This window comes from Deltaproteobacteria bacterium HGW-Deltaproteobacteria-2, assembly GCA_002840505.1.
In the GTDB taxonomy this organism is placed as follows: Bacteria; Desulfobacterota; Syntrophia; order Syntrophales; family Smithellaceae; genus Smithella.
The window spans coordinates 371,096-395,365 of record PHBC01000003.1 but is presented as its reverse complement, the minus strand read 5'-3'; the positions used below and the strand labels follow the sequence as shown (position 1 = coordinate 395,365).

Sequence of the window (24,270 nt, the reverse complement as noted above, 5' to 3'; positions counted from 1 at the left end):
ATTCAGCAACCGACAAAATTCCGGAATATCTTTATGAGTTTGATCTAGACCCGCCAGATACGGAAATCATCGGAGATATATTTCTATGCGGCCAGTCTTTTAGCTACCACAGACGCCTGAGCGATGATGCGGTCGAAAAGTTCCTTAACAGTAGGGATATCATGGCAAAGACCGACATCCTGGCCGCACGAAATGATACCCGCGCCCAGATCTCCGTCATGATACATTTTCTTTGCTCTTTCACCGGAAACGATTTGCAGAACTTCCATAATATCACCATGGGTGTTTTCGAGCTCGAGACATCTCTGCGCCGCCGGACTAATCCATACCCTGTGTGTTGCTTCCAGTGAACGCATAATGAGCATCGTATCCAATTCACTGGCCTTTATGAGAGCGTTCTTTAAATTGTCATGAAGGGGAGCTTCTTTTGTCATCAATAAGCGTGTGCCGATGATAACAGCCTGTGCTCCCAAAGCCAACACGGCAAGAAATGATTCGCCGGTAGCAACACCGCCGCCGCCAATAACCGGAATTTTTAAACTTTCCACAACTCTTGGAACTAAAACCATTGTCCCGATATCAAGCTTACCCGTAGCACCGCCGTTTTCCTGACCAACAACCGTAATAATATCGGCGCCGAGACTTTCCGCTTTTTGCGCATAACGAACACCGACGCATTTGTGAATCCACACCAGGCCGGCTTTTTTAAAACGGTTGCACATATCTTCCGGTGCTGAGTGTCCCGAGGTCTCAACGATTTTTACGCCTTTTTCCAGTAACACATCCAGGTATTCATTATTATCAATTGGTTGCATGGTCGGGAAAAAGTTGATATTTACCGCGAAAGGTTTGTCTGTCAATTCGCGGATGCGATCAAGTGCTTCGGCAAACGCTTCTCTGGTTTTGTACATGCAAGAGGCAATGCAACCCAAACCACCGGCATTGGAAATAGCCGCTACAAAATCCGCTGATGAAATCCACATCATAGTCCCGCCAATAATCGGGTATTTAATCTTTAGCATTTCCGTAATCTTCGTCTGGAACATGAACAACCTCCTGTTTTAGTATTCATTCAAAAAATTTTTGCTGTAAAAAAACGGTGTCCTTTAATTCCACTGTTTTCGCATGGGATGAACCATAAAAAACTCAGGAATGTATGTCAAGGAAATCTTCACCACAAAATAATGTGGTGAAGATGATTAATTCTTGCGGCATGAGTCTAAGGGGATACGATGCTTGTTCCCAACTTATTGCGGGAAATAAATAACAGCCTGATCAAGAAGAAATTTCGACTTAACTCTGGCCAGTTCGTTTAAAATATATCCGCCGGGCAGAATCGCCGGATCTGTTTCTATTGCCTCACGCAAAGACTTATTAAACATAACCTGATCTTTTGCCAAAGGGCAATAATATTTGGCCCTGAAATATTTGGCCATCATGAATCTGTTACCGCTTACTCTGTCGGCGGCATCGAATTCTTTTCGCGAATTTTCAACACCTCCGGTAAGTCTCGCGAATTCGGGCAGAATGGAATTAACTATCCCCATAATTATATGAGATATTCCGTAAAAATAAGCCTCATCCAGTTCAATAGCTTTCAGGGCCAGTCCTGAAATTTTAGGTACATCCATGGCTACCGCCGCGTTTGCCAGTGTCAGTAACACCTTTAATCCATAAGCCGTTGATGTCCAGGCCAGTGCGTCCGCGTACTCTTTCCCCAGGTGTTTTGAGCATTCAGCATAGTCAAGTTCCTGCTCGAATTTTTTACGAAATTGTTTGTCCAGCTTTAAAGCACGTAATCCATACTCAATTGCAATATCATATAGCTCTACGGCATAGTCGGGATTTTCATCTTCGACAAAAAGTCCATACGCGGTATAAAGCATGCAGGTTCTGGTCAGTAATTTATAGTTGTTCGGTGACATTTCAGTGACGCCGGTAACCACCAGCAAAGCGCCCGGAAGCCCGTTTCTGATCTCACCGTAATTTTTACTATCAAGAAGTCTTTCCACAAGATCATCAACAGAGGTATCAATCATATTGACAGAGACCTTTTGAACCGTGTGGCGCGCGGCGGTACAACCGGAAAAACAGACTATCAGGAAGATAAATAAAAACAGCATTGATAAGATACATAAGAATCGCTTCTCCTTCATAAGGCTCCCTCCATTTTTAAATTTACGTAATTTAATAATTTTGGTGAAAGATCTTAACAGGAAACTATACTTATACGCTTATCTGTTTTGTGTTTCTAATTTTTTAAAGGAACTGTTCCGGCAATAAATAACAACATTGCCTTTTTCTGAAATATCAGGAAGCCTTCCGCTTATCGTAAAGTATATTTTAACGTTGGCGATAAGGATGAATGTAAAATTACATGTTCCCTCAACAACTGCCACCGGATGCTTACTTTGATAAGCGCTTCTTTTTTGGAGATGGGGAACAATAAACTATGTCTTATTGTATGTCAAGGGTAAATGTGAAGTAGGCGTCACTAGCATGGCCGTAGGAACTGATATTAGTTCGGCCACTCCGGTATTAAATTCAATCTTGTTTTACCCTTAAATATCTGGTAGTTCACAATGCAGGATTATACATATGGAAGAAATTCTTACGGTTTCGCAACTAAATAATAATATTAAATTTCTCCTGGAAGAAACATTCGGGTTTCTGTGGGTGGAAGGTGAAGTTTCCAATCTGCGGCGACCGCAATCAGGACACGTTTATTTCACTTTAAAGGATGATAAAAGTCAGATTAATGCGGTTTTTTTTCGCCAATTCGGTACCTATAAAAGGAAAATTAATTTCGAATTGGAAGAAGGTCTAAAAGTTTTGTGCCGGGCGCGGTTGAATGTCTATCTGCCACGCGGAGAATATCAACTTGTAATTGAATCAGTGGAGCCTCTTGGTATCGGCGCTTTGCAAAAGGCGTTTGAGCAATTGAAAGTCAGGCTTTCAGCGGAAGGGTTGTTTGATGAACGCTATAAAAAAAGTCTTCCCTTTCTACCCCATAAAATCGGTGTGGTGACTTCGCCTACCGGTGCGGTGGTTAAAGATATTTTAAATATAACCAAAAGACGTTTTCCCGTGGCGGATATATTAATTGCTCCGGTGCGGGTGCAGGGCGATGAAGCAGCAGCCGAAATAATTCAAGCTCTGCGCAACTTACATTCTCATGGTAGTGTTGACGTGATTGTTATTGCCCGTGGCGGCGGTTCCCTGGAAGATATCGCTCCTTTCAATGATGAAGCTCTGGCACGTGAAATTTTCAATTCGTCAATACCCATAGTTTCTGCGGTTGGCCATGAAACCGATTTTACAATTTGTGATTTTGTGGCGGATTTGCGCGCGCCCACACCGTCTGCCGCGGCGGAATTGATTGTGCCGGAATGGATGGAATTAATAGCAAAAAATCATACTTTTAAACAAAGACTGATAGACGGTTATTGCCGCTACCTGAAAAAAAGAAAAGATAGGGTTGTCGAATTTCAGGAAAGGCTCAAAGATCCACGTCGTCTTATAATTAATTTACAAATTCAACTGGATTACCTTAGAGAAAGGCTTCGGGCGGCTCTATATCAAAAAAAACAAGATCTATATAATGATCTTCGGCAATTGAATCTGCGAATGCAGCATCAAAATCCGGCAAGGCAGATCTATGAAAAAAAAATCTTATTGAAAAACGTTCAGGAGAATATGGTAAAAAGTTTTTCATATCGCCTGGCAGCAATTCGTGACCTGATTCGGAAGAACTCGGCTGTTTTGGAATCTTTGAGCCCTCTGTCCGTTTTGCAGAGAGGGTACAGCATCACACGCAGCACGGCCAACGGGATGATCGTTAGGCAGGTGGAGGCTCTAAGTATAGGCGAGGACGTTAATGTCCAATTGGCAAAGGGTAATTTTAACGCTAAAATAGAAAAAATATCTCAGGAGTAAGCTCCAATAGAGCAACAGGCGCTTTGCGAATTAGGATGGCGGCATTAAACAGCCGTCTGTGTTACAAGATTTTAACCCCTCAACTTGAGTTGGGGGATTTCTCTAACGGGGTAAAATTATGGCAAAAGAAAAATTTGAAGATGCTCTGGAAAAACTCGAAGATATAGTGAAGAAAATGGAAGCCGGCGATATACCGTTGGATGAAGCCTTGAAATCTTTTGAAGAAGGGATAAGGCTTATTCGTTTTTGTTCAGCCAAATTAGAGGAGACTGAGCGGCGTGTCGAAGTGCTCCTGGGAAAAGAAGAGTCCTTAAAAGTAAAAAATTTTCAGGGGGAAGACGGTGATTGAAAACGAGGTATTCTTAAAAGCGTACCTGCAGGATAGGCAAAAGATTATAGAAGAAGCGTTGGAACATTATCTCCCCGGCGAAGACAATATACCGGCTGACATATATAAGGCGGTTCGCTACAGTGTTTTTAACGGAGGAAAGCGGCTTCGGCCGATTCTTTGCCTGGCGGCGGCGGAGGCAGTCAGTGGAGATCTTGGGCCGGCCATACCGGTTGCCTGCGCTTTGGAATTAATTCACTCCTACTCTCTTATTCATGACGATTTGCCCGCAATGGATAATGATGATTTCCGGCGCGGCAAGCCTACCTGTCACAAAGTTTTCGGAGAAGACATAGCTATTCTCGCCGGTGATGCTCTGCTTACGGAAGCATTTGTTCTTTTATCCCGCGCGGAAAAAGTAAGGCTGTCTGCGGAAAGACATTTAGCGGTCATTCAGGAAATTGCCCAGGCTGCCGGAATTTGCGGTATGGTTGGTGGACAGGCTCTGGATGTATTGTCGGGAAAATTTACGCCTGACGAAAAAACACTTCGTGAAATTCACCGGCGTAAAACGGGAGCGTTGATTGTTGCAGCGGTAAAATCAGGAGCTATTATTTCCAATGCCGGAAAAGATAAGATTCAGGCGTTGGCTGAATATGGGATAAATGTTGGTTTAGCTTTTCAGATAGCGGATGATATTTTAAATGTGGAGGGCGACCGCGATTTAATGGGCAAAGAAACAGGCAGCGACGCCGCTCATGGTAAACTTACCTATCCATCTTTAATGGGATTGGATGTGGCTAAAGAAAAATTGGCAAAACATATAGACGCGGCAGAAGTGAGTCTCTCCGAGTTTGATGAAAGAGCGCGTCCGCTGCTTTTAATTGCGCGCTTTGTAATGGAAAGAAAATCTTAGTTGAATTTGAAATAAGAAAGGCATTAATTTTGGTAAGACAACTAAAAACAGTAAAATACAGTGTTTTGCAAAAAATAGAATATCCTGCGGATATCCGCAAACTCAATATAGTTGAGCTAAATACTCTGGCGCAGGAAATCAGAAGCCTGATAATTAATACAGTTGCAACTTCCGGCGGTCATTTGGCTTCATCTTTGGGAACGGTGGAACTGACTCTGGCTCTTCATTATGTTTTCAATACGCCGCGCGATAAAATCGTCTGGGATGTCGGCCATCAATCTTATACGCATAAAATTATCACCGGACGCAAAGACAGATTTCCAACTTTACGTAAACAAAACGGCCTCAGCGGATTTCCCAGAAGAGAAGAAAGTGTCTATGATGCTTTTAATGTCGGGCATAGCGGAACCTCAATTTCTGCAGCGTCCGGCTTTACCGAAGCCGGAAGTTTAAAAGGTGATAGCAAAAAAATAATAGCTGTTATCGGTGATGGCTCCATGACTACAGGAATGGCTTTCGAAGGCTTGAACTGGGCCGGCGATCGTGAGAAAAACATGATTGTAGTTTTAAATGACAACGAAATGTCCATTTCCCCGAACGTAGGCGCGTTGTCTTCTTATTTAAACCGCCTGATGACCGGCAATGCTTTAACTAAACTTAGAATCAACACAAAAAAGTTATTAATAAAGATTCCGGGTATTGGCAAATATATAGTCCGATTTATTCATCAGATAGAAGAATCATGGAAAACATTTTTTGTCCCCGGAGCGCTTTTCGAAGAAATGGGCTTTACTTATGTGGGGCCGCTGGAGGGACACCGGCTTAATCATCTTATTAAAAATTTTGAGAATGTCAGGGGATTTCCCGGACCTGTGCTTGTTCATGTAATCACCAAAAAAGGTAAGGGTTACGAATTTGCAGAAGAAGATCCGCTGGGCTTTCACGGGGTGGCTCCTTTTGATGTGGAAACCGGTCAGGCTATTTCTTCGCCAACAGATATTCCATCTTATACGAAAGTGTTTGGTCAGACCATTGTCAAACTCGCGCAGGCCGATTCCCGTATTGTGGCTATTACCGCCGCGATGTGTGAGGGCACCGGACTGAATCAGTTCTGCAAGGAATTTTCTGAACGTTTTTATGATGTGGGCATTGCGGAACAGCACGCGGTTACCTTTGCCGCAGGTCTGGCGGCGGAAGGTATTATTCCTGTGGTTGCCATTTATTCGACTTTTCTGCAGAGAGCCTACGATCAGATTGTAAGTGACGTGTGTATGCAAAAGTTGCCGGTTATTTTTGCCATTGACCGCGGTGGTCTTGTCGGCGAAGACGGCGCCACTCATCAGGGGCTTCTGGATTATTCATATTTGCGTTCCATTCCTAATATTGTTGTCATGGCTCCTAAAGATGAAAATGAGCTGCAGCACATGCTCAAGACGGCAGTTGATTGCGGATCTCCTGTATCGCTACGTTATCCACGTGGAAAAGGAGTGGGTGTAACTCTGGATAATGAACTCAAAAATCTGGAGATCGGGAAAGGTGAAGTACTTAAAGACGGGTCTGATTTGGCCATTATTGCGATCGGATCAACGGTCAATCCTGCTTTGGCCGCGGCAGAAAAACTCTTAGTGGAAGGATTCAAGATCAAGGTTATTAATGCCCGTTTTGTCAGACCCCTTGACGAAGAACTGATTCTGAAAACAGCAACGACGATTAATAAAATTATTACGCTTGAAGAAAATATGCTTCAGGGCGGTTTTGGCAGTGCTGTTCTGGAATTATTAGCAGAGAAAGGCTTCACGGACATTGTGGTAAAACGATTGGGCATTCCCGATGAGTTTGTCGAACATGCAACTCAGGCCGAGCAGCGTCACAAATACGGCCTTGATGAAGAAGGCATTATTCTGGCTGTAAGAGATTTTTTGAAAAAATCCCAAAACTGATAATTCCCCTAATTACATGAGTATATAACGGCTCAGAAGTTCATTTGTATAAATTGTTTTTCAGCAAAGATGGTATCAAGTGATTCCGCCTTCATGTTTTTTCGTTAAAATTGCAAATCCCAATTCAATCATCCTGTTATAAGGTTCATGCCTGTCTTCCCTGGGGATCATAGAAATCGATGCCGACGGACACGCCGTTGCGCACAATCCACAACCCAGGCATCTATCGCGATTAATGGCGGGTATGTCAGCAATCTCAATGGCTGCGACAGGGCATCTGTCAATGCATGTTGAACAGGAGGTGCAAGAGGTAGCGTCTATGATCGGTTCATACAAAGGATTAAAAAATTTTTCACGTAAAAGTCCCTTGCCCGCTATTCCTTTCAACGAGGCGCAGCAGCAGGGACAGCAGTTGCATATATTGGCAAGGTGTTTGACATTGGTACAGGCATGTACCAGCCCGGCTTCGTCCGCGCACTTGAGAATATTCAGTGCCTCGTTTGTATCAATTCTTCTGCCGATGCCGTTTCCGATGTAATATTCCGCTGCGGCGCCGAAACTAAGGCAGGTCTCAAGTTCATGGTTGCATCCTTCGCCGTTAATGTGTGCTTCCTTGCGGCATATGCAGGGTGCTACTGCGATGCTGGTAGCCGCGCGTATTTCATCCTCGATAAATTGATATGGCAAAACCGAGATGTCCGGCGATATGTTTTTCCCTACAGGGACCGCTTTAAACCCGGGAACATTGCTGGCACCCATTTCTTTTTGATACGCAGTCTCGTAATATTCCTTATACAACGCGGCCAACTCACTATCCAGTTTGCCGACAGAATATTCATATATGCCAACCATAAAAGGCGCGGTGTTATATAACGTTTCACCTTGCCGTTTCGAGCGGAATACGAGGCCTTTTAACGACATGCGTTCAAGCGTTTTTCCAAGATAGTCCGCTTCCATGCCAGTGCGTTTCGCAATGCTCTGAACATTTTCAGGAAACGGTGTGAGAAGCACGGCAACCCGGGCCTCCTCTTCGGAGAAAAGCTTTTTGAGAATTTTCATTTCAACGCCGGACGCGGTCGCGGGAAATCCCAGCGGAAACTGGTCAAGAAATTGCCTCAATAATGTGTATGCGTCATCTGACATATTCGAAATCTCGTTTATCAATTTTCCGGGATTATTAAATGACACCGCTTATATGTGAAAATATAACAAAACGTTCTTGTATGTCAATTGAGAAACTGTTTACAATAAGTCAAATAACCATATAATTTAAGCTAACAAAAAGGGCATAATAGTGTTGACTGTTCGCTATCATTTGACCTTACAATATCTGGTCTCTTACAACAGAAGAATGAGACAATAAATTGTAGGCAGGAATATTCAATATTTTGTGAGCCATTCCAATACCTTAGGAAAGTGATCCAACGGAGCGTCTTTGTGCGTCATCATGGAGACATGGTTGTAATCGTGCAGGTTGCCGTTTTTTTTGCTGAGTACCATAAAGTCTTTTACGTGATCACCTGATTCCATCATAAAATTCCAAACATCCTTATGATGGCCCAGGCATGGGTCATCGATTGCTGCCATGTAGAGTGTCGGAGGGAGATGAACCTTTTTTGCCGCCTCACCGTAATCAAACCCATCGGTAGTATCGACCCACTTCAGTGACCATATCCAGGCATCTGTGCCATGCCGTATTCCCGCCGATTCATCGTCACCCAGTCCCAGCTTGGTGGAAGGGAAATATCCATGTTTCTTTACTAATTCTCTACCGAGCCGGCAATAAACATGGTTGATTTGAAAAAGACGGTCCATGTTAAAGACACATATCCTGCGTTTTGCCCCGAGATATACTATTGATTTCACGAGCTCCCTGTATTTTGGAAAGCGCACTAAGGTCGAGGAGGTTAATACTCCACCCCATGAATGGCACACAAAGCGTTGGGGAACATTGCCGCGGAGAGATATTATTTTTTCGATAAATGCGGGTATGTCCTCGGTAATTGCCTCGGTTTGGCCATATTTTGAATTGGCATTAACATGAGGGGTACTTTGGCCCCTGCCGCGCAGGTCACCTACGTAAACATCGTAGCCGTATCTGGCCAGATAGGGACCAAGTCCGGCACGTCCCGAATCAGAATAACAGATCTTTCCGTTTTCCACCGCGCCATGCAGCATAAATATCGGGGGCCCTTCTTTATCTATGCAGATGTGTTTGAGATGAATACTGTCTATGGAGTCCATTGGAATCATTAATGATTCCATCTTTAATTCGCCTTTTACAGGTTCCATTGATGATACCTCTAAAACGAAAGCTCATTAAATCGGACAAGTGTTAATTTTTGTTAAACGTTATTATAACGGCTTTCAATATTCAGTAATGGCAATAAAATACATGAACACTGTTCATTATGTCAACCATTGTTCACAAATACTGCTGTGAGATTGATAAGAACTTACTTTTTTAGAGTTGGCTATTATGAAGAATTTCTGGTGTGTCAAAATAATCTTAGCCATAAAATGGAGAAACCATTGCCTGTCTTTTTCAAACTTGTTTTACCATGCAATATCTGGTAGTTCACAATTCAGGAATCACGAATTGAATAATATCTTATAATTTTACAACTCAACAATAATTACCTGAATATATGGCCGCCAAAAAGATTCGTTTGGATAAATTGCTTCTTGATCGCGGAATGTCGCCCACGATAGAGCGAGCCCGTGCGCTGATTTTGGCCCGCGCTGTGAAAGTTAATGACGCCTATCCGGATAAAGCGGGAGAGCTTGTTCCGATTGACTCAGAAATTCATATAAAAGGTGAAGACAATCCTTATGTGAGCCGAGGCGGATTGAAGTTAGCGGGAGCCCTGAAAGAGTTTAACTTGAATGTTGAAAATATTGTTGCCCTTGACGTAGGAGCCTCCACCGGAGGTTTTACGGACTGCCTTTTGCAGGCGGGTGCAAAAAAAGTCTACGCTCTGGATGTCGCCTACGGTCAGTTGGCCTGGAAGTTGCGCGAAGACAAGCGGGTGGTTGTAATCGAACGCACCAATGTCCGGTACTATGACGGCGCTGATCTGGACGAGCAAATTGATCTGGCCGTAATTGATGCTTCCTTTATTTCTCTGAAAATTGTTCTTCCTGCCGTTGTGAAATTGCTTGGCAATAAAGGGCAGATTATGGCGTTGATTAAACCGCAGTTTGAAGTCGCAAAAGAAGAAGTAGGCAAGGGAGGCATAGTGCAAGATCCCGCTATCCATGATCGCGTAGTGCAGGATATCAGCGAATTTTGCGAGTCTCTTGGTTTCGAAATTGAAGGAACTTGCGCGTCACCAATTTTAGGTCCGGCGGGCAACAGAGAGTTTTTTATTCTGGCGCGAAAGAAAGAACAGAATGGAAATTAAACTTGCCAAAACTGCCGGCTTTTGCATGGGCGTGCGCAGAGCTGTGGATATTGTGCTGGATATAGCGCAGCATGAAACCAGCCGCCGGATTTATACTTACGGTCCATTAATTCATAATCCCCAAACAATTGAACTGCTCAAAAATCGCGGCGTTAAGCCGATCGAAAATATCGAAGAAATAAAAGACAAAGAAAATGCCATCCTGATTATTCGCGCTCACGGTATCGCCCCCGCCGAAAGAAAAAAAATCAAGGAAAGCGGAATTAAAATTGTTGATGCCACCTGTCCGAAAGTTGGTTACGTGCAATCTATTATCAAAAAACACGCGGCTCTGGACTATACTGTGGTGATTGTGGGCGATAAGGAGCATCCGGAAGTTGATGGACTTTTGGGTTACACCGGCGGCAGGGGAATTATTATTTCCTCTTTGGATGAAGTGGATGAATTATCTTCCATCGATAAAGTCTGCGTTGTCGCTCAAACAACTCAGGATTCAGAAAATTACAGTAAGATTGTTGAAAAGATTAAAAATGCTTATCCTCACGCGATAGTATTTAACACTATTTGTTCTTCAACGGAAAAACGACAGGCGGAAGTTATAGCAATGGCGAGTGAAATGGATGCGATGTTCATAGTTGGCGGAAAAAATAGCGCCAATACCAGAAGGCTGGCGGATCTTGCTCAAAAGCAGCAAACTCCTTCTTTCCATATTGAAACTCCCGCAGAAATGGAAAATATTAATTTCATCCCCTATAATCGCATTGGAGTTTCGGCAGGTGCTTCCACGCCCAACTGGATTATCGATCGGGTGATGGATAAAATTATGGAAGGTCAAAGCCGTAAACTGAAGAGTATAGGCACATTGCTTAATCTTTGGATATCAGCGATCAAGACAGATGTTTATTCTGCTTTGGGTGCCGGTTGCCTTTGTCTGGCCTGCATGCTGCTACAAAAAATACCCGTGACACTGTCTTCCATTGCGATCGCATCTTTCTTTGTCTACGCGATGCATGTTTTAAATCGGCTGCTCAGTCGCAAGCCGGCCGGTCTTGTCGGTTCTTTTCGTGAAGAAAGTTACTACCGCTATGGTAAATTATATTTTTTTACCGCTTTATTTTCTATAGCGGTGGCTCTTACTTTGGCGTTAAAAAACGCGGTTATTCCTTTTATATTTTTGTTTGTCATTTCTCTTGCCGGTGTAATTTATAATATAAGAATCCTGCCTAAAAAATGGCACTTCCGCAGCTTAAAAGATCTGCCCGGTTCGAAAAATATATTTATGTCTGCTGCCTGGGGAATTGTAGCGGCAATTTTGCCTGCCTTGAACAGAGATTTTTCATTCCATGCCGGGTTAATCGTTGCTTTTGTTTTTACTTTTGGAATTGTTTTTATTCGTTCGGCAATGTCGGATATTTTAGAAATCCAAAGTGATAAATTAATAGGGCAGGAAACGATTCCCGTGTTCTTTGGCAGAAAGAGAACAATAACCATCCTAAGAATCATTTCGTTGATATTATTGGTTCTTCTTCTTTTTTCTTATTTGGTGGATTGGACTTCGGCTCTGAGTATTTTTCTGCTTGCCTGCATATTATATATATGGATTTGTTTTAGGTTTTGTGATAGAGAATCCGCGCTTTCCGGGGCTGTTAAGGAAGGCCTTTTGGAAACCAGCTATATCATGGCTGGTTTTTGTGTTCTCCTGTGGTATATTTTCTGATATAGGAGTTTGGCTCAGCGAAGAAGGGGGTTAGAATTATGAAAAAAAAATTGCTCGTGAAATTAGTTTTATTGACTTTTGTTTTGACGACGATCGCATGCGGCGGATTGCGTTTTTCCCAGTTAGCGCCGGAAGCTAATGATTTTCATCCAAAAAAAATAGCAGTTCTTCCCATAGAAATGGTGAGGCCTGAAGGGACAAAAGAAGTAAAGGCAGAAGTAGAAAAAAATATTGAAGGTGCGCTTATTGAAAAGAAGTGGTTCACCGGTGTGGTGGGAACGGAAAGTTTTAACACGCAGCTATCGGCCAACGAAGAATTAAATAAGGCGATGACGGAATATCTCTCTAAATTGCAGACAGTTAATTTTTCTGATCCTGATCTGAGTAAAAAAATCGGCGAATTACTCAGCGTTGACGCATTATTAATGGTCTCTGTTGATTCGTGGGATTATATTGTTGTGAAAGATGATAAAAAGGCGTTTGTCGGCATGACCATGAAATTATATGAAGCCTCCACCGGAAAACTAATGTGGAAAGGCGGCTATGATATAAAGGAAGATTATATGTTGATCAAGCCTGGTTTGACTAAAGTTGCCCGTGATGTTACTCGTAAATTGATTGCATACATGCCGCATTGAACGGGCGGAAAGAATTAATTTTAACCGATTAGGGGAAAATCAGATGAAAGAGAAGGTGCAAAAAGCTATTGAGCTTATCCGGCCCAATCTACAGGCCGATGGCGGTGATGTTGAGCTTATAGATGTCAGTTCAGATGGAATAGTAAAGGTAAAGTTAACCGGTGCTTGTCATGGTTGTCCCATGGCCCAAATGACTTTGAAGGCGGGGATAGAAAAAGTCATTAAAACGCAAGTTCCTGAAATCAAAGAAGTTGTAGCTGTTTAACTGTTCGTATTCTTTGTTGTAATTACCCTGCAAAACTATCTTGTTTTATCTTTGCTGTTTATGATAATGAGAATGCCGGATTGATTTCTGTTTAGTGAATTGACGATTATCATTGGTTTTGATTAACAAAGATTCTCTGACAACTAACTTGTTAGTGAACTTCAATTTTGTTGAAATAATTATTAATAAAAGGAGTATTAAGAATTATGGCTTATGTAATTACCGACGAATGTATAGCTTGCGGTTCTTGTGAGAGCGAGTGCCCTACCGAGGCAATTTCTGAAGGCGAAGATAAGTATGTTATTGACGCTAAACTTTGTAACGATTGCGGAACTTGTGTCGAACAATGTCCGGTGGAAGCAATTGTACCCGGGGACAATAAATAGATTATTTGGCAAACTCGAAACTGGGAATAGATCCATATTTAGAAGGATATATTCCCGGTTTCTCCTTTTTATATCCCGCGACTTGGGAATCCCCCGGCTCCTGCTTTAGGGAGGCTTTATTTACATACCACTTTTACTTGCCGCTAAGTACGCCTTAATATTTTAACAAAAATTAGAGTTGTGCATTTCAGGCAATGTGTAGTAATTTTTCCAAGATTAGGCGCGAGAGGTAGCCAGTGAAAAAATTAATAACTTTTGAAGGCATTGAAGGTTCGGGAAAATCAACTCAAATAAAGCTTGTTGCCGAATATTTAAGCCGGAGGAATGTGTCTCTTATTGTTACTGCGGAACCATCCGGGACCGACATCGGACGAAAAATCGGGAGTATCCTTTTTAACAGGGAACATAATAATATGTGCGCGGAGACGGAGATGTTTTTGTTTTGCGCGGCGCGATCCCAACATGTCCGAGAGATAATCATGCCCGCATTAAAACAAAATAAAGTGGTTTTGTGCGATCGTTTTTCCGATGCCACTTATGCGTATCAGGGTGCCGGCCGGGGCCTTGATAACAAATTTATCAAGTTAATCAACGATTATTCGTCGATGCTTTTGAAACCGGATTTGACCTTGCTTTTCGATTTGCCTGTTGAAATTGGATTGCAAAGAGCAAATAGGCGCAATGATAAACTCAAGGAATCTTCTTCCATCGATAGATTTGAAAAAGAAAACATGGATTTTCATAGAAGAATTCGGGAAGGTTATCTCAATATTTTGAACAATGATCCGGATCGATTTCGCTTAATTGATGCGAACCGCGATGTTGAAACGATTCAAAAAGATGTGCGCACGTGTATTAATAATTTCATAAATCTGAAAGATTGATTTTTAAAAGTACCATTTAATTATGTCATTTCACGATATATACGGTCATGAAAAAAAAATAGAAACTATCCGGAAAGCTTTGGCTCAAAAGCGAATAGGACATGCTTATCTTTTTAGCGGTATTTCCGCAGTGGGCAAGAAAACTCTGGCTTTGGAATTTGCCAAAGCTCTCAACTGCGAGAAAGAAAATACTCTCCATGATTCCTGTGGTGAATGTTCTTCCTGCAGAAAAATCCAGCGCCGTAGTCATCCCGATGTCTTTTCTGTCGAAGCCGATGGCCAATTCATTCGCATTGATGCCATTCGCGAAATTCAGGAGCAGATGAAATGTAAGCCGCTGGAAGCAAATCAGCGAGTGTTTATTGTTGATGATGCCGACAAAATGAACGATCAGGCAGCCAATGCACTCTTAAAAATACTGGAAGAACCATCTCCCTCTAATAGATTGATTTTGGTTACATCCCGACCTTACTCAATGCTACCGACGATCATTTCGCGTTGTCAGCACGTTCGTTTTAACCCTTTGCGTTTTGATATAGTGGCGAAATTTCTTGTTGACCGGATGGGCATGGACAATCAAGCAGCTCTGCTTTTGGCTGTCTTATCCGGTGGTTCACTGGGTCGTGCGATAGAATTGAATAAAGATGATATCGTTATGTATCGGACAGAACTCCTGGAATTGCTTTCCATCACACGTAAAGATGATCCTTTCAGCTTAATTAATTTCGCGTCTTTTTTGGGGCAGGGGAAAAAGGAAATCAAAGAAGGGCTGAATATTCTTAAAACGTTTTTCAGGGACGTTTTGATTTATAAAGAAACCAAAAAGAGCGACATGTTGATTAACCGGGACAATTCTTCTTTTATTTCCGATCAAGCCGGGCATTTATCCGGGGAGCAAATTCTTCAGAATATTGCTCTGGTCGAGCAGGCCGGGCAGACAATCGAGCTAAACGTCAACAAATCATTGACATTGGAAGCAATGGCATTTAAACTAAATTATTGTGAGACTCAAATTTTAAAAACGAAGTGAATTGAAATTTGTAAGTCGAACAATCCCGCTACAAGCGGAGGGTATAATAACCCACTCATTGGAGCGTAATTAGGGTTGCGCTAGGGTTTATACCCGTGATTAAAAATAACAGGCAGGGTGAAAATTGCTTATAAATATTATTGGAATAAAATTTAAGGAAGAGGGCAGAATATATAATTTTAACGCTGCCGATCTTATTCTTCATAAAAAAGATCAGGTTATTGTTAATACTGATAATGGTCTGGCGCTGGGAGTAGTAGCCGCTGATGTAAAAAGATGTCCGTTGTCGGAAGCTCCGGTAAATCTTAAGAAAGTCGTCCGCAAAGTGACAGCGGAAGACCTGCAGCGTAAAGAAGAGAACGATAAACTGGAAGAAGATGCTCGCAAGTTTTGTTTAGAAAAAATTCAAAAAAGAGGGCTTTCCATGAAATTGATTACAGTGGATTGCTCTTTTGAAAAGAGCAAAATCATTTTTTACTTTACCGCTGAAAATAGAGTTGATTTTCGTGATCTGGTCAAGGATCTGGTCCAAAGATTCAAGGTGCGAATAGAGCTGAAGCAAATCGGCGCCCGTCAGGAAACACGCATGACAAAAGGTATTGCCATTTGCGGCCGGCCGGTTTGTTGCGCGGGTATATTGCAGAATCTGGAGAGGGTCACAGTCAAAATGGCTAAAGAACAAAGCATGTCGCTAAATCCAGAAAAGATTTCCGGCTTGTGCGGCCGGTTGATGTGCTGTCTGGCTTTCGAACATGAAGGGTACGCCGGGCAGAAAAAATGCCCCAAAATTGCTAAGGCTGGCGGTAAGGAAGCTCCGGAAGACAAACGAACAGTAGACTTGGAAAAAATGGATGAGTTCGACAATTTTCAGTAATTAGTGATAGGGATTATTTTTGTATGTCAAAATCATTTTACATAACAACACCAATTTATTACGTTAACGCTTCGCCGCATATAGGACATGCTTATACGACAATTGTTGCCGATGTTCTGGCCAGATATCATCGCATGGCCGGCGAAAAAACTTTTTTTGTTACAGGCACCGATGAGCACGGCGATAAAATTGCTGAAGCCGCGCAGAAAGCCGGAATCACTCCTCAGGAATATGCGGACAAAATCAGCGCGCAGTTTCGCGCTCTTTGTCCTGAACTTGCCATTACCAACGATTATTTCATCAGAACAACCGATGCCAATCATATCGACACAGTGCGTTACATTCTTCAGAAAGTTTACGATGCCGGTGATATTTATTTCGGCAGTTACGGCGGTTATTATTGCTTCGGCTGTGAAAGATTTCTGACGGAGAAGGAAATAGTTGATAATAAATGTCCGGAGCATGGCAGGGAACCGCAATACATTGAGGAAAAAAATTACTTCTTCAAAATGAGCAAATATCAGGATTGGCTGATTGATCATATTAGTAAAAATCCTGATTTCATCCGGCCGGAAAGATATAGAAATGAAGCGCTGGCGTTTTTGCGTGATCCGCTGGAGGATCTTTGCATATCGCGTCCCAAGTCCCGACTGGAATGGGGCATCACTCTACCGTTTGATGAAAACTATGTAACTTATGTCTGGTTTGACGCTCTGATTAATTACGTTACCGCTCTGGGATATCCCGGTGGCGAAAAATTTGAAACATTCTGGCCCGCGGCCGAACACCTCATTGCGAAAGATATTTTGAAGCCGCACGGCATTTACTGGCCGACAATGCTCAAGTCAGCCGGCATTGAACCGTATCAACATTTGAATGTGCATGGTTACTGGAATTCCGATCAGAGCAAAATGTCCAAGAGTCTCGGCAATATTGTCCGGCCGCTTGATTTGAAGGATAAATACGGCTTGGATGCTTTCCGTTATTTCCTTTTAAGGGATATGGTTTTCGGGCTGGATTCCAATTTTTCTGAAGAAGCTTTCGTCCAGCGGTTAAATTCAGATTTGGCCAATGATCTGGGCAATCTGGTCAGCCGCACCATCACCATGGCTGTCAAGTATTGTGACGGCAAAGTGCCCCAAATCGACCTAAAGAAAAAAGATTCCGTCCTGCGTGATGCCGCGCTGAAGGCAGTTGCCGAAGTTGAATCAAGCTTTAAAGATATGTCACTGCATAAAGCCTTGATTGCCATCTGGGAACTTATCAATATCACCAACAAATACATTGTCGAAAATGAGCCGTGGACTTTGGACAAAGATCCGGCGAACAAAGAAAAACTAACGGCAATTATGTATAATTTGCTTGCGGCCTTACGGGCGATATCTATTTTGCTCATGCCTTTTATACCGCAAACCGCGGAGAAAATATTGCAGCAGGTTGGAGCGGGTGACGCTAAAAATCTGAATCTGGCCGGCATAAAGAAAGACGATACATTAAAGGCGGGGAGTCCATTAATCCGGGGCGAATCGCTTTTCCCTCGTATTGTGCAGGAAAAGGAAAACAAAACTCCGGAGAAAAAACCAGCCGTTATTAATTTAAAACCGGAAATTGACTACGAGGAATTCGCCAAAGTTGATTTGCGCGTGGGGAAAATACTGGCAGCAGAGGCTGTTCCCAAGTCCAATAAACTTATAAAACTTAAAGTCGATATCGGTGAAGAACGAACAATTGTTGCCGGAATCGGCAAGGATTACACTCCGGCGGATTTAATTGGCAAAAAAATAGTAATTGTTGCCAATTTAAAACCGGCTAAATTAATGGGAGTAGAATCTTACGGTATGCTTTTGGCTACCGATACGGATAACGGCCTGACTATTCTGACGTTCGACCATGAACCAAAAACCGGTGGGAAAATACGGTAACCGCTCCTCCTTTAAAGAAGAACGGCTACCAATGTTTTTATTATATCACGCTTATTCTTTCAGGAGTTTTTCAATCGCGGGAAGTTCAAATCCATCAACTACCTGGCCTTTGATATAAAACAAAGGTGTTCCTCTGAGTCCCATTTGTGAAACAAGCCGCATGTGAGTTTTAACAGTTTCATCAACTTTTTTATCTGTACATAAAGTAAGTTGGGCATTGTTGTCATACTTACCATTCATGACATCGTCGTAAGTCTTTAATACATCCTTTGAACATAGAATGTGTTTAATTTTGTCTGCCGATTCCTTAGACAGCGGGAAAAAGAAAACATATAAGGTTACGTCCTGTCGTTGAGAAAAGAATTTGTAAGCCAGGCGGCAGTGGTAGCAGTTGGGATCCATGAATTCTACGACAGTCGTTTTCCCCTTGCCAATTTTCAGAGCGCTGTCCAAAGGCATTTTAGCCATTTTTTGCGCAATTTTTTTTGCATTGCTATCCCTGGTCAGATTTTTCCCGTCTTTTGTAATCAAATTTCCATAAAAAATTACATCGTCTTTCGGCATATAGTAGTATATCTGGCTGCCGTTATAGACTTCATACAATCCTTTAATAGTTGTGGGTGTTATGCTTTCAAAATTATTTTTAGGGAAACTTTTCTTAAATTTATCTGCTACAAGTGTGTCTGCCGCAAACACACAAAGTGGAAACAGGAATGCAACAAACAAAAGAGTTGCCGTTAGTTTTTTCACCGTTTGCCTCCTTCAAAAAAATGTGACGCAGTATAAATTTAATTTAATTCCATGTCTAGTTAAAAATTATTTGTGTTGCCTTGACGTTTAATATCCGGTAATATCATCAAATAGTTCTGAAATCCGTTTCATTCTGACATAGTAACATTTTCATTTTCACCTTCATACTTCTATCAGAAAAGACAGAATCGCGTTAAAATAGAAAAATCGCCTGAGTGCGACAAAATAAAAATCATTGGAGAAAGGGGTAAGATATGAATTTTCTACTACAGCCGAAAAAATACAAGAGTCTCATGGCCGACGAAGGGTCAAAGGCTATCATGGACAAGACCATTGCCTTTTTTGAGAAGATGGGTAAAACGAGGCTTCTCGACGACTATAACAAGAAGGTCTGGTATAAGGAGTTTGTCGATTTCATCGGCAAGGAGCGGATATTTGCTAAACTGCTTACCCCCAAACAATATGCCGGGGGCGATCCCGATGCTCGCTGGGACACGGCGCGCAACAGCGAGTACAGCGAATTACTGGCTTTCTATGGTTTGGGCTACTGGTATTGTTTTCAGGTAACGATTCTGGGCTTAGGCCCTATCTGGATGAGTCCTAATGAAACGGCAAAAAAGAAAGCTGCCAGACTCCTTAAAGAAGGAGCGATTTTTGCTTTTGGTCTGTCCGAGAGAACCCACGGGGCCGACATCTACTCTGTAGAGACAGCACTGACACCGAAAAGTGACGGTACATACGTCGCTAATGGCGAGAAGTACTATATCGGCAATGGCAACGAGGCCGAGATGGTCTCCACCCTGGGCAAGATCAAAGACGGCACAGATGACTACACCTTCTTTGTTACCAATTACCGCAACAAGGCGTATGAATTGAAGAAAAACGTTATCTCTCATCAGGAGTACGTATCCAACTTTGCCCTTCACGATTACCCTATCACCGCGGACGATATACTCTCCCGGGGCTCCCATGCCTGGGATTCGGCTCTGAATACTGTAAACATCGGCAAATTCAACATCGGTCCGGCCTCCATTGGTATTGCTGAGCACTGCTTCTATGAAGCCATTACGCATGCGTCCAACCGCATACTCTATGGCGTAAAGGTAACCGACATGCCGCATGTGAAAAAGAACTTCATGGATGCCTGGCTGCGCTTAATCGGGATGAAGCTCTATCAGCGTCGGTCCACCGATTATTTCCGGGGCGCGTCAGATCAGGACCGGCGTTATCTTCTCTACAACCCCACGAGTAAAATGAAAGTTACTTTGCAGTCTGAAGAAGTCATCAACTTACTTTGGGATGTGATTGCCGCCAAAGGTTTCGAGAAGGACACAATATTCCACATGGCCGCCGCCGATGTACGCGGACCTTCCAAACTCGAGGGTACGGTGCATGTAAACGTACAGCTCATTCGCAAGTTCATGAAGAACTATTTCTTTAGCCCGATGGAGTATACAACTACGGCACCCGACTTTTCTACTGCAGATGATTTATTCCTGTTTAATCAGGGTCCCACCAAGGGCTTAGGCAAAGTCCAGTTTCATGACTACAAACCAGTGTTTGAGGACAATAAGAGTCTGCCGAATGTAGCGACGTTCATCAAGCAGATAGAAATATTCAAAGAGATGCTGGAAAAAGCCGGCCCGGACAAGGCTCAGGATATGGACCCCTCATGGTCACTGCCTGTGGGCGAGATGTTTTCCATTGTTGTCTATGGTCAGCTCATTCTTGAGCAGGCTAAGATCGACGGATTTGATGCGGATATATTAAACCAGATCTTCGACTTCATGGTGCGTGACTTTGCTCACTTTGCGCTGCAGATCTATGGCAACCACAGCTCCAAAGATGAACAGCGGGAATACTGCACAAAGATCATGCTTATCAAGGCAGTCGCGAATTCTGAGCAGTACAACAAGGTATGGGAAAAGTATGTTTCCGTTTTGAATGGCGAATACGCCATGAACGAGTAATAAAAAGTAATTTTACAAAAGCCCTAACAAGGGGAAAGCCACGCTAAGCCCATATCTTCCGTTGACGGAGGATATGGGCTCGTTTTCATAATTCTTAATACAGTTTTTCTATTTCCGTTGAATAGACCTTCAGAGCCTCTTTGCGCTTGAGTTTCATGGTCTGGGTAACTAATCCGTTTTCCAGAGTGAAATCTTCACTGGCAAATATGAATTTCTGAGGTATTTCATATCCGCCGTATGATTTTTTAAGATGTCGTTTAATTTCTTCCGATAAAAAATCTTGAATATTCTTATCCTTTACTACTTCCTGCGGGGAACTCTGCGCCCATTTAGCGATCCGGTCATCTTTTTTCATTGTCGCGAAGTCTGGAACAATTACAGCAATATTGTATGCTTTGCCATCGCCCCATACAAAAGCATTGGCAATGTTATGTAACAGCTTGATGTCGGTTTCAATAGATTCAGGGTGAATGTATTTACCGTTGGAAAGTTTATATTCATCTTTAAATCTTCCCGTAATATAGAGAAAACCGTCGTCGGTCAGGCGGCCCTGATCGCCGGTGCGAATTCCTGGAAAGCCTTGCCAGTTATCCTTCATCATGACTTGAGCGGTCTCACCCGGCTTATTGTGATATCCCATCATCACATGAGCGCCGTAAGCGATGATTTCTCCATCACCGCTTTCATCATCAACTATGGACTTGTCAATTTTTACGTGCATATTTTCCACACATTTGCCGACTGATCCATACCTGTTCCCCAAAAGCGGCGAATTCATTGTAATTGCGGGTGAAGTTTCGGTTAACCCGTATGCGTCGTAAGTGGGTATGCCGAGATCGGCAAAGAACATGGCAATATCAGGATTCATTACCGCGCTGGCTGTAAGAACGCCTGTCAGCCGTCCTCCGAATCTTTCCCTGATTTTTGAAAATACGATTTTATCGAGTATTTTAAATTTTACCGATTTATTCGCCTTGGCCCGGCATTTTACCGCTTCCCGGCACGTCATATCGAAAAGTATTTTCTTGAGCCCGCCCTCTGCGTGCATTTTCGCCTGAATACCGTCGTAGATTCTATTGAAGACTTTCGGGACCGCTATAAGGTATGTAGGCCTGACCTTGAGGAAATCTTCCGCCAGCGTGTCGACCGATTCCATCAGCGCGATAGCTCCGCCGAACTGCATGAAATTGTGCAGCTCCGCGCTCAGCCCGTAGCTGTGCGCCCAGGGAAGGATGGCCAGAGAGGTGGAGTTTTCATTAAGAACAGGATAGATGTGATAACCGGCTTGAGAGCATGCCGAAAGATTGCCGTGGGAGAGAAGTACGCCTTTGGGGTCTCCGGTAGTTCCTGACGTATAAATCAAATCCGCCGGCTCCGACCAATGAGGCTTATATGATTGGACCGGATTCTTCTTACCGGCTTCTTCCAGCGCCTGGAGGCTGTTTGTGCCTTCGCCGTAGATGATAAAGATTTCTTTTAAATTTTCGATTTCATCTTTAAAATGTTTTATCTTTTCAAAAAGTTTTTCATCTTTAACAAAAAGATATTTCAGTCCGCTGTCCTTGATAATGTATTGCCATATCTTCGTTAATTCCTTTTCGTACATCGGCACAAACATTGCGCCGAGCCCGTGTGAAGCGTTTTCCAACACATACCATTCGACGGAGTTTCCGATGATAACGCCTACCGCGTCACCTTTCTTTAATCCCAACTGGTGAAGGCCGCCCCTGGCGTTATTTATTCTTTCGGCAAGATGTTTGTAGGTTATCCACTCGTATTGTTTTGTTTGAAGATTTTTTGTTCCAATGGCATTCCGATCACCATATTTGGCTGCCGTGTCTTCAAATAAATCGACAAGATTTCGCGGATGTTTATAAAATTTATCCAGCTCTTCAATTTGCTTTTCCGTGTATGTGATCATAATTTCTCCCCTCTATATTGCGGTTCATTACTATGACCTGCATCCGAAAACAATGGACACCTCTTTAAGCTATTTTGACATTATTTTGTTCAAAAAGCAAAGGGGTGTCAATGTCGTTATTCAAATTGGATTATGCTTCGTTTTTGAATGTTGCTGGCAGATAGATAGAAAAGGTCGTTCCTAGACCAACAGCGGATTCGATTGAAATCAATCCATTGTGGTATTTAATGATGGAATCGCTGATGGCCAGTCCCAGACCGATACCGCCCCGGCCCTTCTTTTTTGTTGTAAAATAGGGATCAAATATACGGGAAAGATTTTCCGGGGGAATTCCCTCTCCATAGTCCTTAATTATGATTCTGACGTAATTTCCCTTTTTCAAAGACTTGATATTTGTTCCGATTGTTGTATTTTCGGCGATAAAATCCACAGTGCCGCCATCGGGCATGGCCTCTTTGGCATTGATCAAAACATTTTCGAATACCTGCCTGATCTGTTTAGCATCGATTTCGCAGGGCCAGAGCTCTTCGACTAAGGAGATATTACATTTGATATTGGAATCCTTAAAAACATTTTGGGCGGCCTCTCTCAAAAGAGGTTCCATCTGCTCCATTTTGTGAACCTGATAACCGCCCTGAGCGAACATGCTAAGCTGGTGAGCCAGTTGTTTAGCTTGCAGGCCAGCCCGTTCCGCCACTGCCAGCCCGTCTTCTATGATTTTATCTTCATCAGTAGCGGATATTTTGGCCAGAAAAACATTACGCAAAATCGCGGAGAGAAGGCTGTCAAAATCTTTCGCCACACCGCCCGCGAATGTGCCCAATGATTCCAGTTTTGTTCGTTGAAGAAGCTCATCCTGCGCCCCTTTTTGTTCAGTAATATCTTCCAGTGTTTCCATGGCGCCGAACAAATTATTATTGGAATCTCTCAGTCCCGCCGCGGTGATCCGAAACCATTTTCCCCTTTCGCCCATATCGGGGAAAAATTGCGATACTTCATAAGCATCGTCCAATAGTTTCGATTTGGTTACTTCTCCCGAGTACAATCTGCCACTTTGATATATTTCATCGTCCAGAATCAAATCGGCCAGACAAGGTCGCGAACTTCTGTAAAAAGCTCTCCATTGATGATCTGTACCGAGAACGTCGCTGGGTTTGATATTGCTCAGCGCCTGCAATGCCCTGTTCCAATAAATTATTTTATGATCCTTGGATAACACGAAAGTGGGAATAGGAGAGCCGTGTATAATACTGATTAGTCTTTGCTCGTACTTGCGGCCGCGCCATATCGAGTACACAAGACTGACAGTTGCTATGATTGCCAGACCCAAAATGAAGATGAGAAAATAATTATTCATAATTTAAGCCCGATTCTTATAACTTATTTTGA

The 24,270-nt window shown here is 42.9% G+C and carries 21 protein-coding genes; 14 read left to right on the top strand and 7 right to left on the bottom strand.

What is annotated here, in order from left to right:
- Positions 1–83: 83 nt before the first annotated feature.
- Entirely contained in the window at positions 84–1,046 is a 963-nt protein-coding gene (locus tag CVU62_08830; protein PKN37817.1) for a nitronate monooxygenase, read from the bottom strand.
- 201 nt (positions 1,047–1,247) lie between these two features.
- Entirely contained in the window at positions 1,248–2,156 is a 909-nt protein-coding gene (locus CVU62_08825; protein ID PKN37816.1) for a hypothetical protein, read from the bottom strand.
- A 442-nt stretch (positions 2,157–2,598) separates the two neighbouring features.
- On the opposite strand from CVU62_08825, the gene CVU62_08820 reads away from it, so the two are divergent.
- The 4 genes from CVU62_08820 (at position 2,599) to dxs (ending at position 7,120) form a co-directional block, all read left to right on the top strand.
- Positions 2,599–3,936, top strand: a complete 1,338-nt coding sequence (locus CVU62_08820) for an exodeoxyribonuclease VII large subunit (protein PKN37815.1) — start codon at positions 2,599–2,601, stop codon at positions 3,934–3,936.
- Positions 3,937–4,054: 118 nt separating this feature from the next.
- Complete coding sequence (gene xseB / locus CVU62_08815; protein ID PKN37814.1) at positions 4,055–4,285, top strand: exodeoxyribonuclease VII small subunit; 231 nt, start codon at positions 4,055–4,057, stop codon at positions 4,283–4,285.
- On the top strand, positions 4,281–5,180 hold the full coding sequence (locus CVU62_08810; GenBank protein ID PKN38059.1) for a polyprenyl synthetase: 900 nt from the start codon (positions 4,281–4,283) through the stop codon (positions 5,178–5,180). Before xseB ends, CVU62_08810 begins: the two co-directional genes overlap by 5 nt.
- 29 nt (positions 5,181–5,209) lie before the next feature.
- Positions 5,210–7,120, top strand: a complete 1,911-nt coding sequence (gene dxs / locus CVU62_08805; GenBank protein ID PKN37813.1) for a 1-deoxy-D-xylulose-5-phosphate synthase — start codon at positions 5,210–5,212, stop codon at positions 7,118–7,120.
- Between the two features lie 75 nt (positions 7,121–7,195).
- On the opposite strand, the gene CVU62_08800 is transcribed toward dxs, so the two are convergent.
- On the bottom strand, positions 7,196–8,263 hold the full coding sequence (locus tag CVU62_08800; protein ID PKN37812.1) for a 4Fe-4S ferredoxin: 1,068 nt from the start codon (positions 8,261–8,263) through the stop codon (positions 7,196–7,198).
- A gap of 237 nt (positions 8,264–8,500) precedes the next feature.
- Positions 8,501–9,298 carry an esterase gene (locus tag CVU62_08795; protein ID PKN38058.1) on the bottom strand — a complete coding sequence of 266 codons (798 nt, stop codon included), beginning with the start codon at positions 9,296–9,298 and terminating at the stop codon, positions 8,501–8,503.
- Between the two features lie 470 nt (positions 9,299–9,768).
- Here CVU62_08795 and CVU62_08790 point away from each other — a divergent pair, with 470 nt between their 5' ends.
- The 9 genes from CVU62_08790 to CVU62_08750 all read left to right on the top strand — a co-directional run bounded on the left by CVU62_08790 (position 9,769) and on the right by CVU62_08750 (position 18,240).
- Positions 9,769–10,524, top strand: a complete 756-nt coding sequence (locus CVU62_08790; protein ID PKN37811.1) for a TlyA family rRNA (cytidine-2'-O)-methyltransferase — start codon at positions 9,769–9,771, stop codon at positions 10,522–10,524.
- On the top strand, positions 10,514–12,241 hold the full coding sequence (gene ispH / locus CVU62_08785; protein PKN37810.1) for a 4-hydroxy-3-methylbut-2-enyl diphosphate reductase: 1,728 nt from the start codon (positions 10,514–10,516) through the stop codon (positions 12,239–12,241). Before CVU62_08790 ends, ispH begins: the two co-directional genes overlap by 11 nt.
- 38 nt (positions 12,242–12,279) lie before the next feature.
- Positions 12,280–12,879: a hypothetical protein gene (locus CVU62_08780; GenBank protein PKN37809.1), complete on the top strand. Its 600-nt coding sequence runs from the start codon at positions 12,280–12,282 to the stop codon at positions 12,877–12,879.
- A gap of 43 nt (positions 12,880–12,922) precedes the next feature.
- Positions 12,923–13,144, top strand: coding sequence for a hypothetical protein (locus CVU62_08775; GenBank protein ID PKN37808.1), 222 nt, complete (start codon positions 12,923–12,925; stop codon positions 13,142–13,144).
- Positions 13,145–13,350: 206 nt separating this feature from the next.
- Positions 13,351–13,530 carry a ferredoxin gene (locus CVU62_08770; protein PKN37807.1) on the top strand — a complete coding sequence of 60 codons (180 nt, stop codon included), beginning with the start codon at positions 13,351–13,353 and terminating at the stop codon, positions 13,528–13,530.
- A 236-nt stretch (positions 13,531–13,766) separates the two neighbouring features.
- Positions 13,767–14,414 (top strand): dTMP kinase, encoded by a 648-nt coding sequence (locus tag CVU62_08765; GenBank protein PKN37806.1) that lies wholly within the window; start codon positions 13,767–13,769, stop codon positions 14,412–14,414.
- 22 nt (positions 14,415–14,436) lie between these two features.
- Positions 14,437–15,444 (top strand): DNA polymerase III subunit delta', encoded by a 1,008-nt coding sequence (gene holB, locus CVU62_08760; GenBank protein ID PKN37805.1) that lies wholly within the window; start codon positions 14,437–14,439, stop codon positions 15,442–15,444.
- Between the two features lie 124 nt (positions 15,445–15,568).
- The gene (locus CVU62_08755; GenBank protein ID PKN37804.1) at positions 15,569–16,318 is read left to right on the top strand and encodes a stage 0 sporulation protein; all 750 of its coding nucleotides are present in this window, start codon (positions 15,569–15,571) and stop codon (positions 16,316–16,318) included.
- 23 nt (positions 16,319–16,341) lie between these two features.
- On the top strand, positions 16,342–18,240 hold the full coding sequence (locus tag CVU62_08750) for a methionine--tRNA ligase (GenBank protein PKN37803.1): 1,899 nt from the start codon (positions 16,342–16,344) through the stop codon (positions 18,238–18,240).
- A gap of 51 nt (positions 18,241–18,291) precedes the next feature.
- On the opposite strand, the gene CVU62_08745 is transcribed toward CVU62_08750, so the two are convergent.
- Positions 18,292–18,990, bottom strand: coding sequence for a hypothetical protein (locus CVU62_08745; protein PKN37802.1), 699 nt, complete (start codon positions 18,988–18,990; stop codon positions 18,292–18,294).
- Between the two features lie 254 nt (positions 18,991–19,244).
- Between CVU62_08745 and CVU62_08740 the strand changes: the two genes are divergently transcribed.
- Positions 19,245–20,960 (top strand): acyl-CoA dehydrogenase, encoded by a 1,716-nt coding sequence (locus CVU62_08740; protein ID PKN37801.1) that lies wholly within the window; start codon positions 19,245–19,247, stop codon positions 20,958–20,960.
- A 94-nt stretch (positions 20,961–21,054) separates the two neighbouring features.
- Here the strand turns inward: CVU62_08740 and CVU62_08735 are convergent, their stop codons facing one another.
- Together CVU62_08735 and CVU62_08730 are read right to left on the bottom strand one after the other, a co-directional pair.
- Complete coding sequence (locus CVU62_08735) at positions 21,055–22,881, bottom strand: hypothetical protein (protein ID PKN37800.1); 1,827 nt, start codon at positions 22,879–22,881, stop codon at positions 21,055–21,057.
- Positions 22,882–23,011: 130 nt separating this feature from the next.
- On the bottom strand, positions 23,012–24,238 hold the full coding sequence (locus tag CVU62_08730) for a hypothetical protein (GenBank protein PKN37799.1): 1,227 nt from the start codon (positions 24,236–24,238) through the stop codon (positions 23,012–23,014).
- Between the last annotated feature and the right edge of the window lie 32 nt (positions 24,239–24,270).

What these genes read in the sequence shown, in the direction of transcription:
- CVU62_08830 (PKN37817.1), bottom strand. Translation starts at nt 1,046, where the DNA reads ATGTTCCAGACGAAGATTACGGAAATGCTAAAGATTAAATACCCGATT.
- CVU62_08825 (PKN37816.1), bottom strand. Translation starts at nt 2,156, where the DNA reads ATGAAGGAGAAGCGATTCTTATGTATCTTATCAATGCTGTTTTTATTT.
- CVU62_08820 (PKN37815.1), top strand. Translation starts at nt 2,599, where the DNA reads ATGGAAGAAATTCTTACGGTTTCGCAACTAAATAATAATATTAAATTT.
- xseB (PKN37814.1), top strand. Translation starts at nt 4,055, where the DNA reads ATGGCAAAAGAAAAATTTGAAGATGCTCTGGAAAAACTCGAAGATATA.
- CVU62_08800 (PKN37812.1), bottom strand. Translation starts at nt 8,263, where the DNA reads ATGTCAGATGACGCATACACATTATTGAGGCAATTTCTTGACCAGTTT.
- CVU62_08795 (PKN38058.1), bottom strand. Translation starts at nt 9,298, where the DNA reads ATGCTGCATGGCGCGGTGGAAAACGGAAAGATCTGTTATTCTGATTCG.
- CVU62_08790 (PKN37811.1), top strand. Translation starts at nt 9,769, where the DNA reads ATGGCCGCCAAAAAGATTCGTTTGGATAAATTGCTTCTTGATCGCGGA.
- ispH (PKN37810.1), top strand. Translation starts at nt 10,514, where the DNA reads ATGGAAATTAAACTTGCCAAAACTGCCGGCTTTTGCATGGGCGTGCGC.
- CVU62_08780 (PKN37809.1), top strand. Translation starts at nt 12,280, where the DNA reads ATGAAAAAAAAATTGCTCGTGAAATTAGTTTTATTGACTTTTGTTTTG.
- CVU62_08775 (PKN37808.1), top strand. Translation starts at nt 12,923, where the DNA reads ATGAAAGAGAAGGTGCAAAAAGCTATTGAGCTTATCCGGCCCAATCTA.
- CVU62_08770 (PKN37807.1), top strand. Translation starts at nt 13,351, where the DNA reads ATGGCTTATGTAATTACCGACGAATGTATAGCTTGCGGTTCTTGTGAG.
- holB (PKN37805.1), top strand. Translation starts at nt 14,437, where the DNA reads ATGTCATTTCACGATATATACGGTCATGAAAAAAAAATAGAAACTATC.
- CVU62_08750 (PKN37803.1), top strand. Translation starts at nt 16,342, where the DNA reads ATGTCAAAATCATTTTACATAACAACACCAATTTATTACGTTAACGCT.
- CVU62_08740 (PKN37801.1), top strand. Translation starts at nt 19,245, where the DNA reads ATGAATTTTCTACTACAGCCGAAAAAATACAAGAGTCTCATGGCCGAC.
- CVU62_08735 (PKN37800.1), bottom strand. Translation starts at nt 22,881, where the DNA reads ATGATCACATACACGGAAAAGCAAATTGAAGAGCTGGATAAATTTTAT.
- CVU62_08730 (PKN37799.1), bottom strand. Translation starts at nt 24,238, where the DNA reads ATGAATAATTATTTTCTCATCTTCATTTTGGGTCTGGCAATCATAGCA.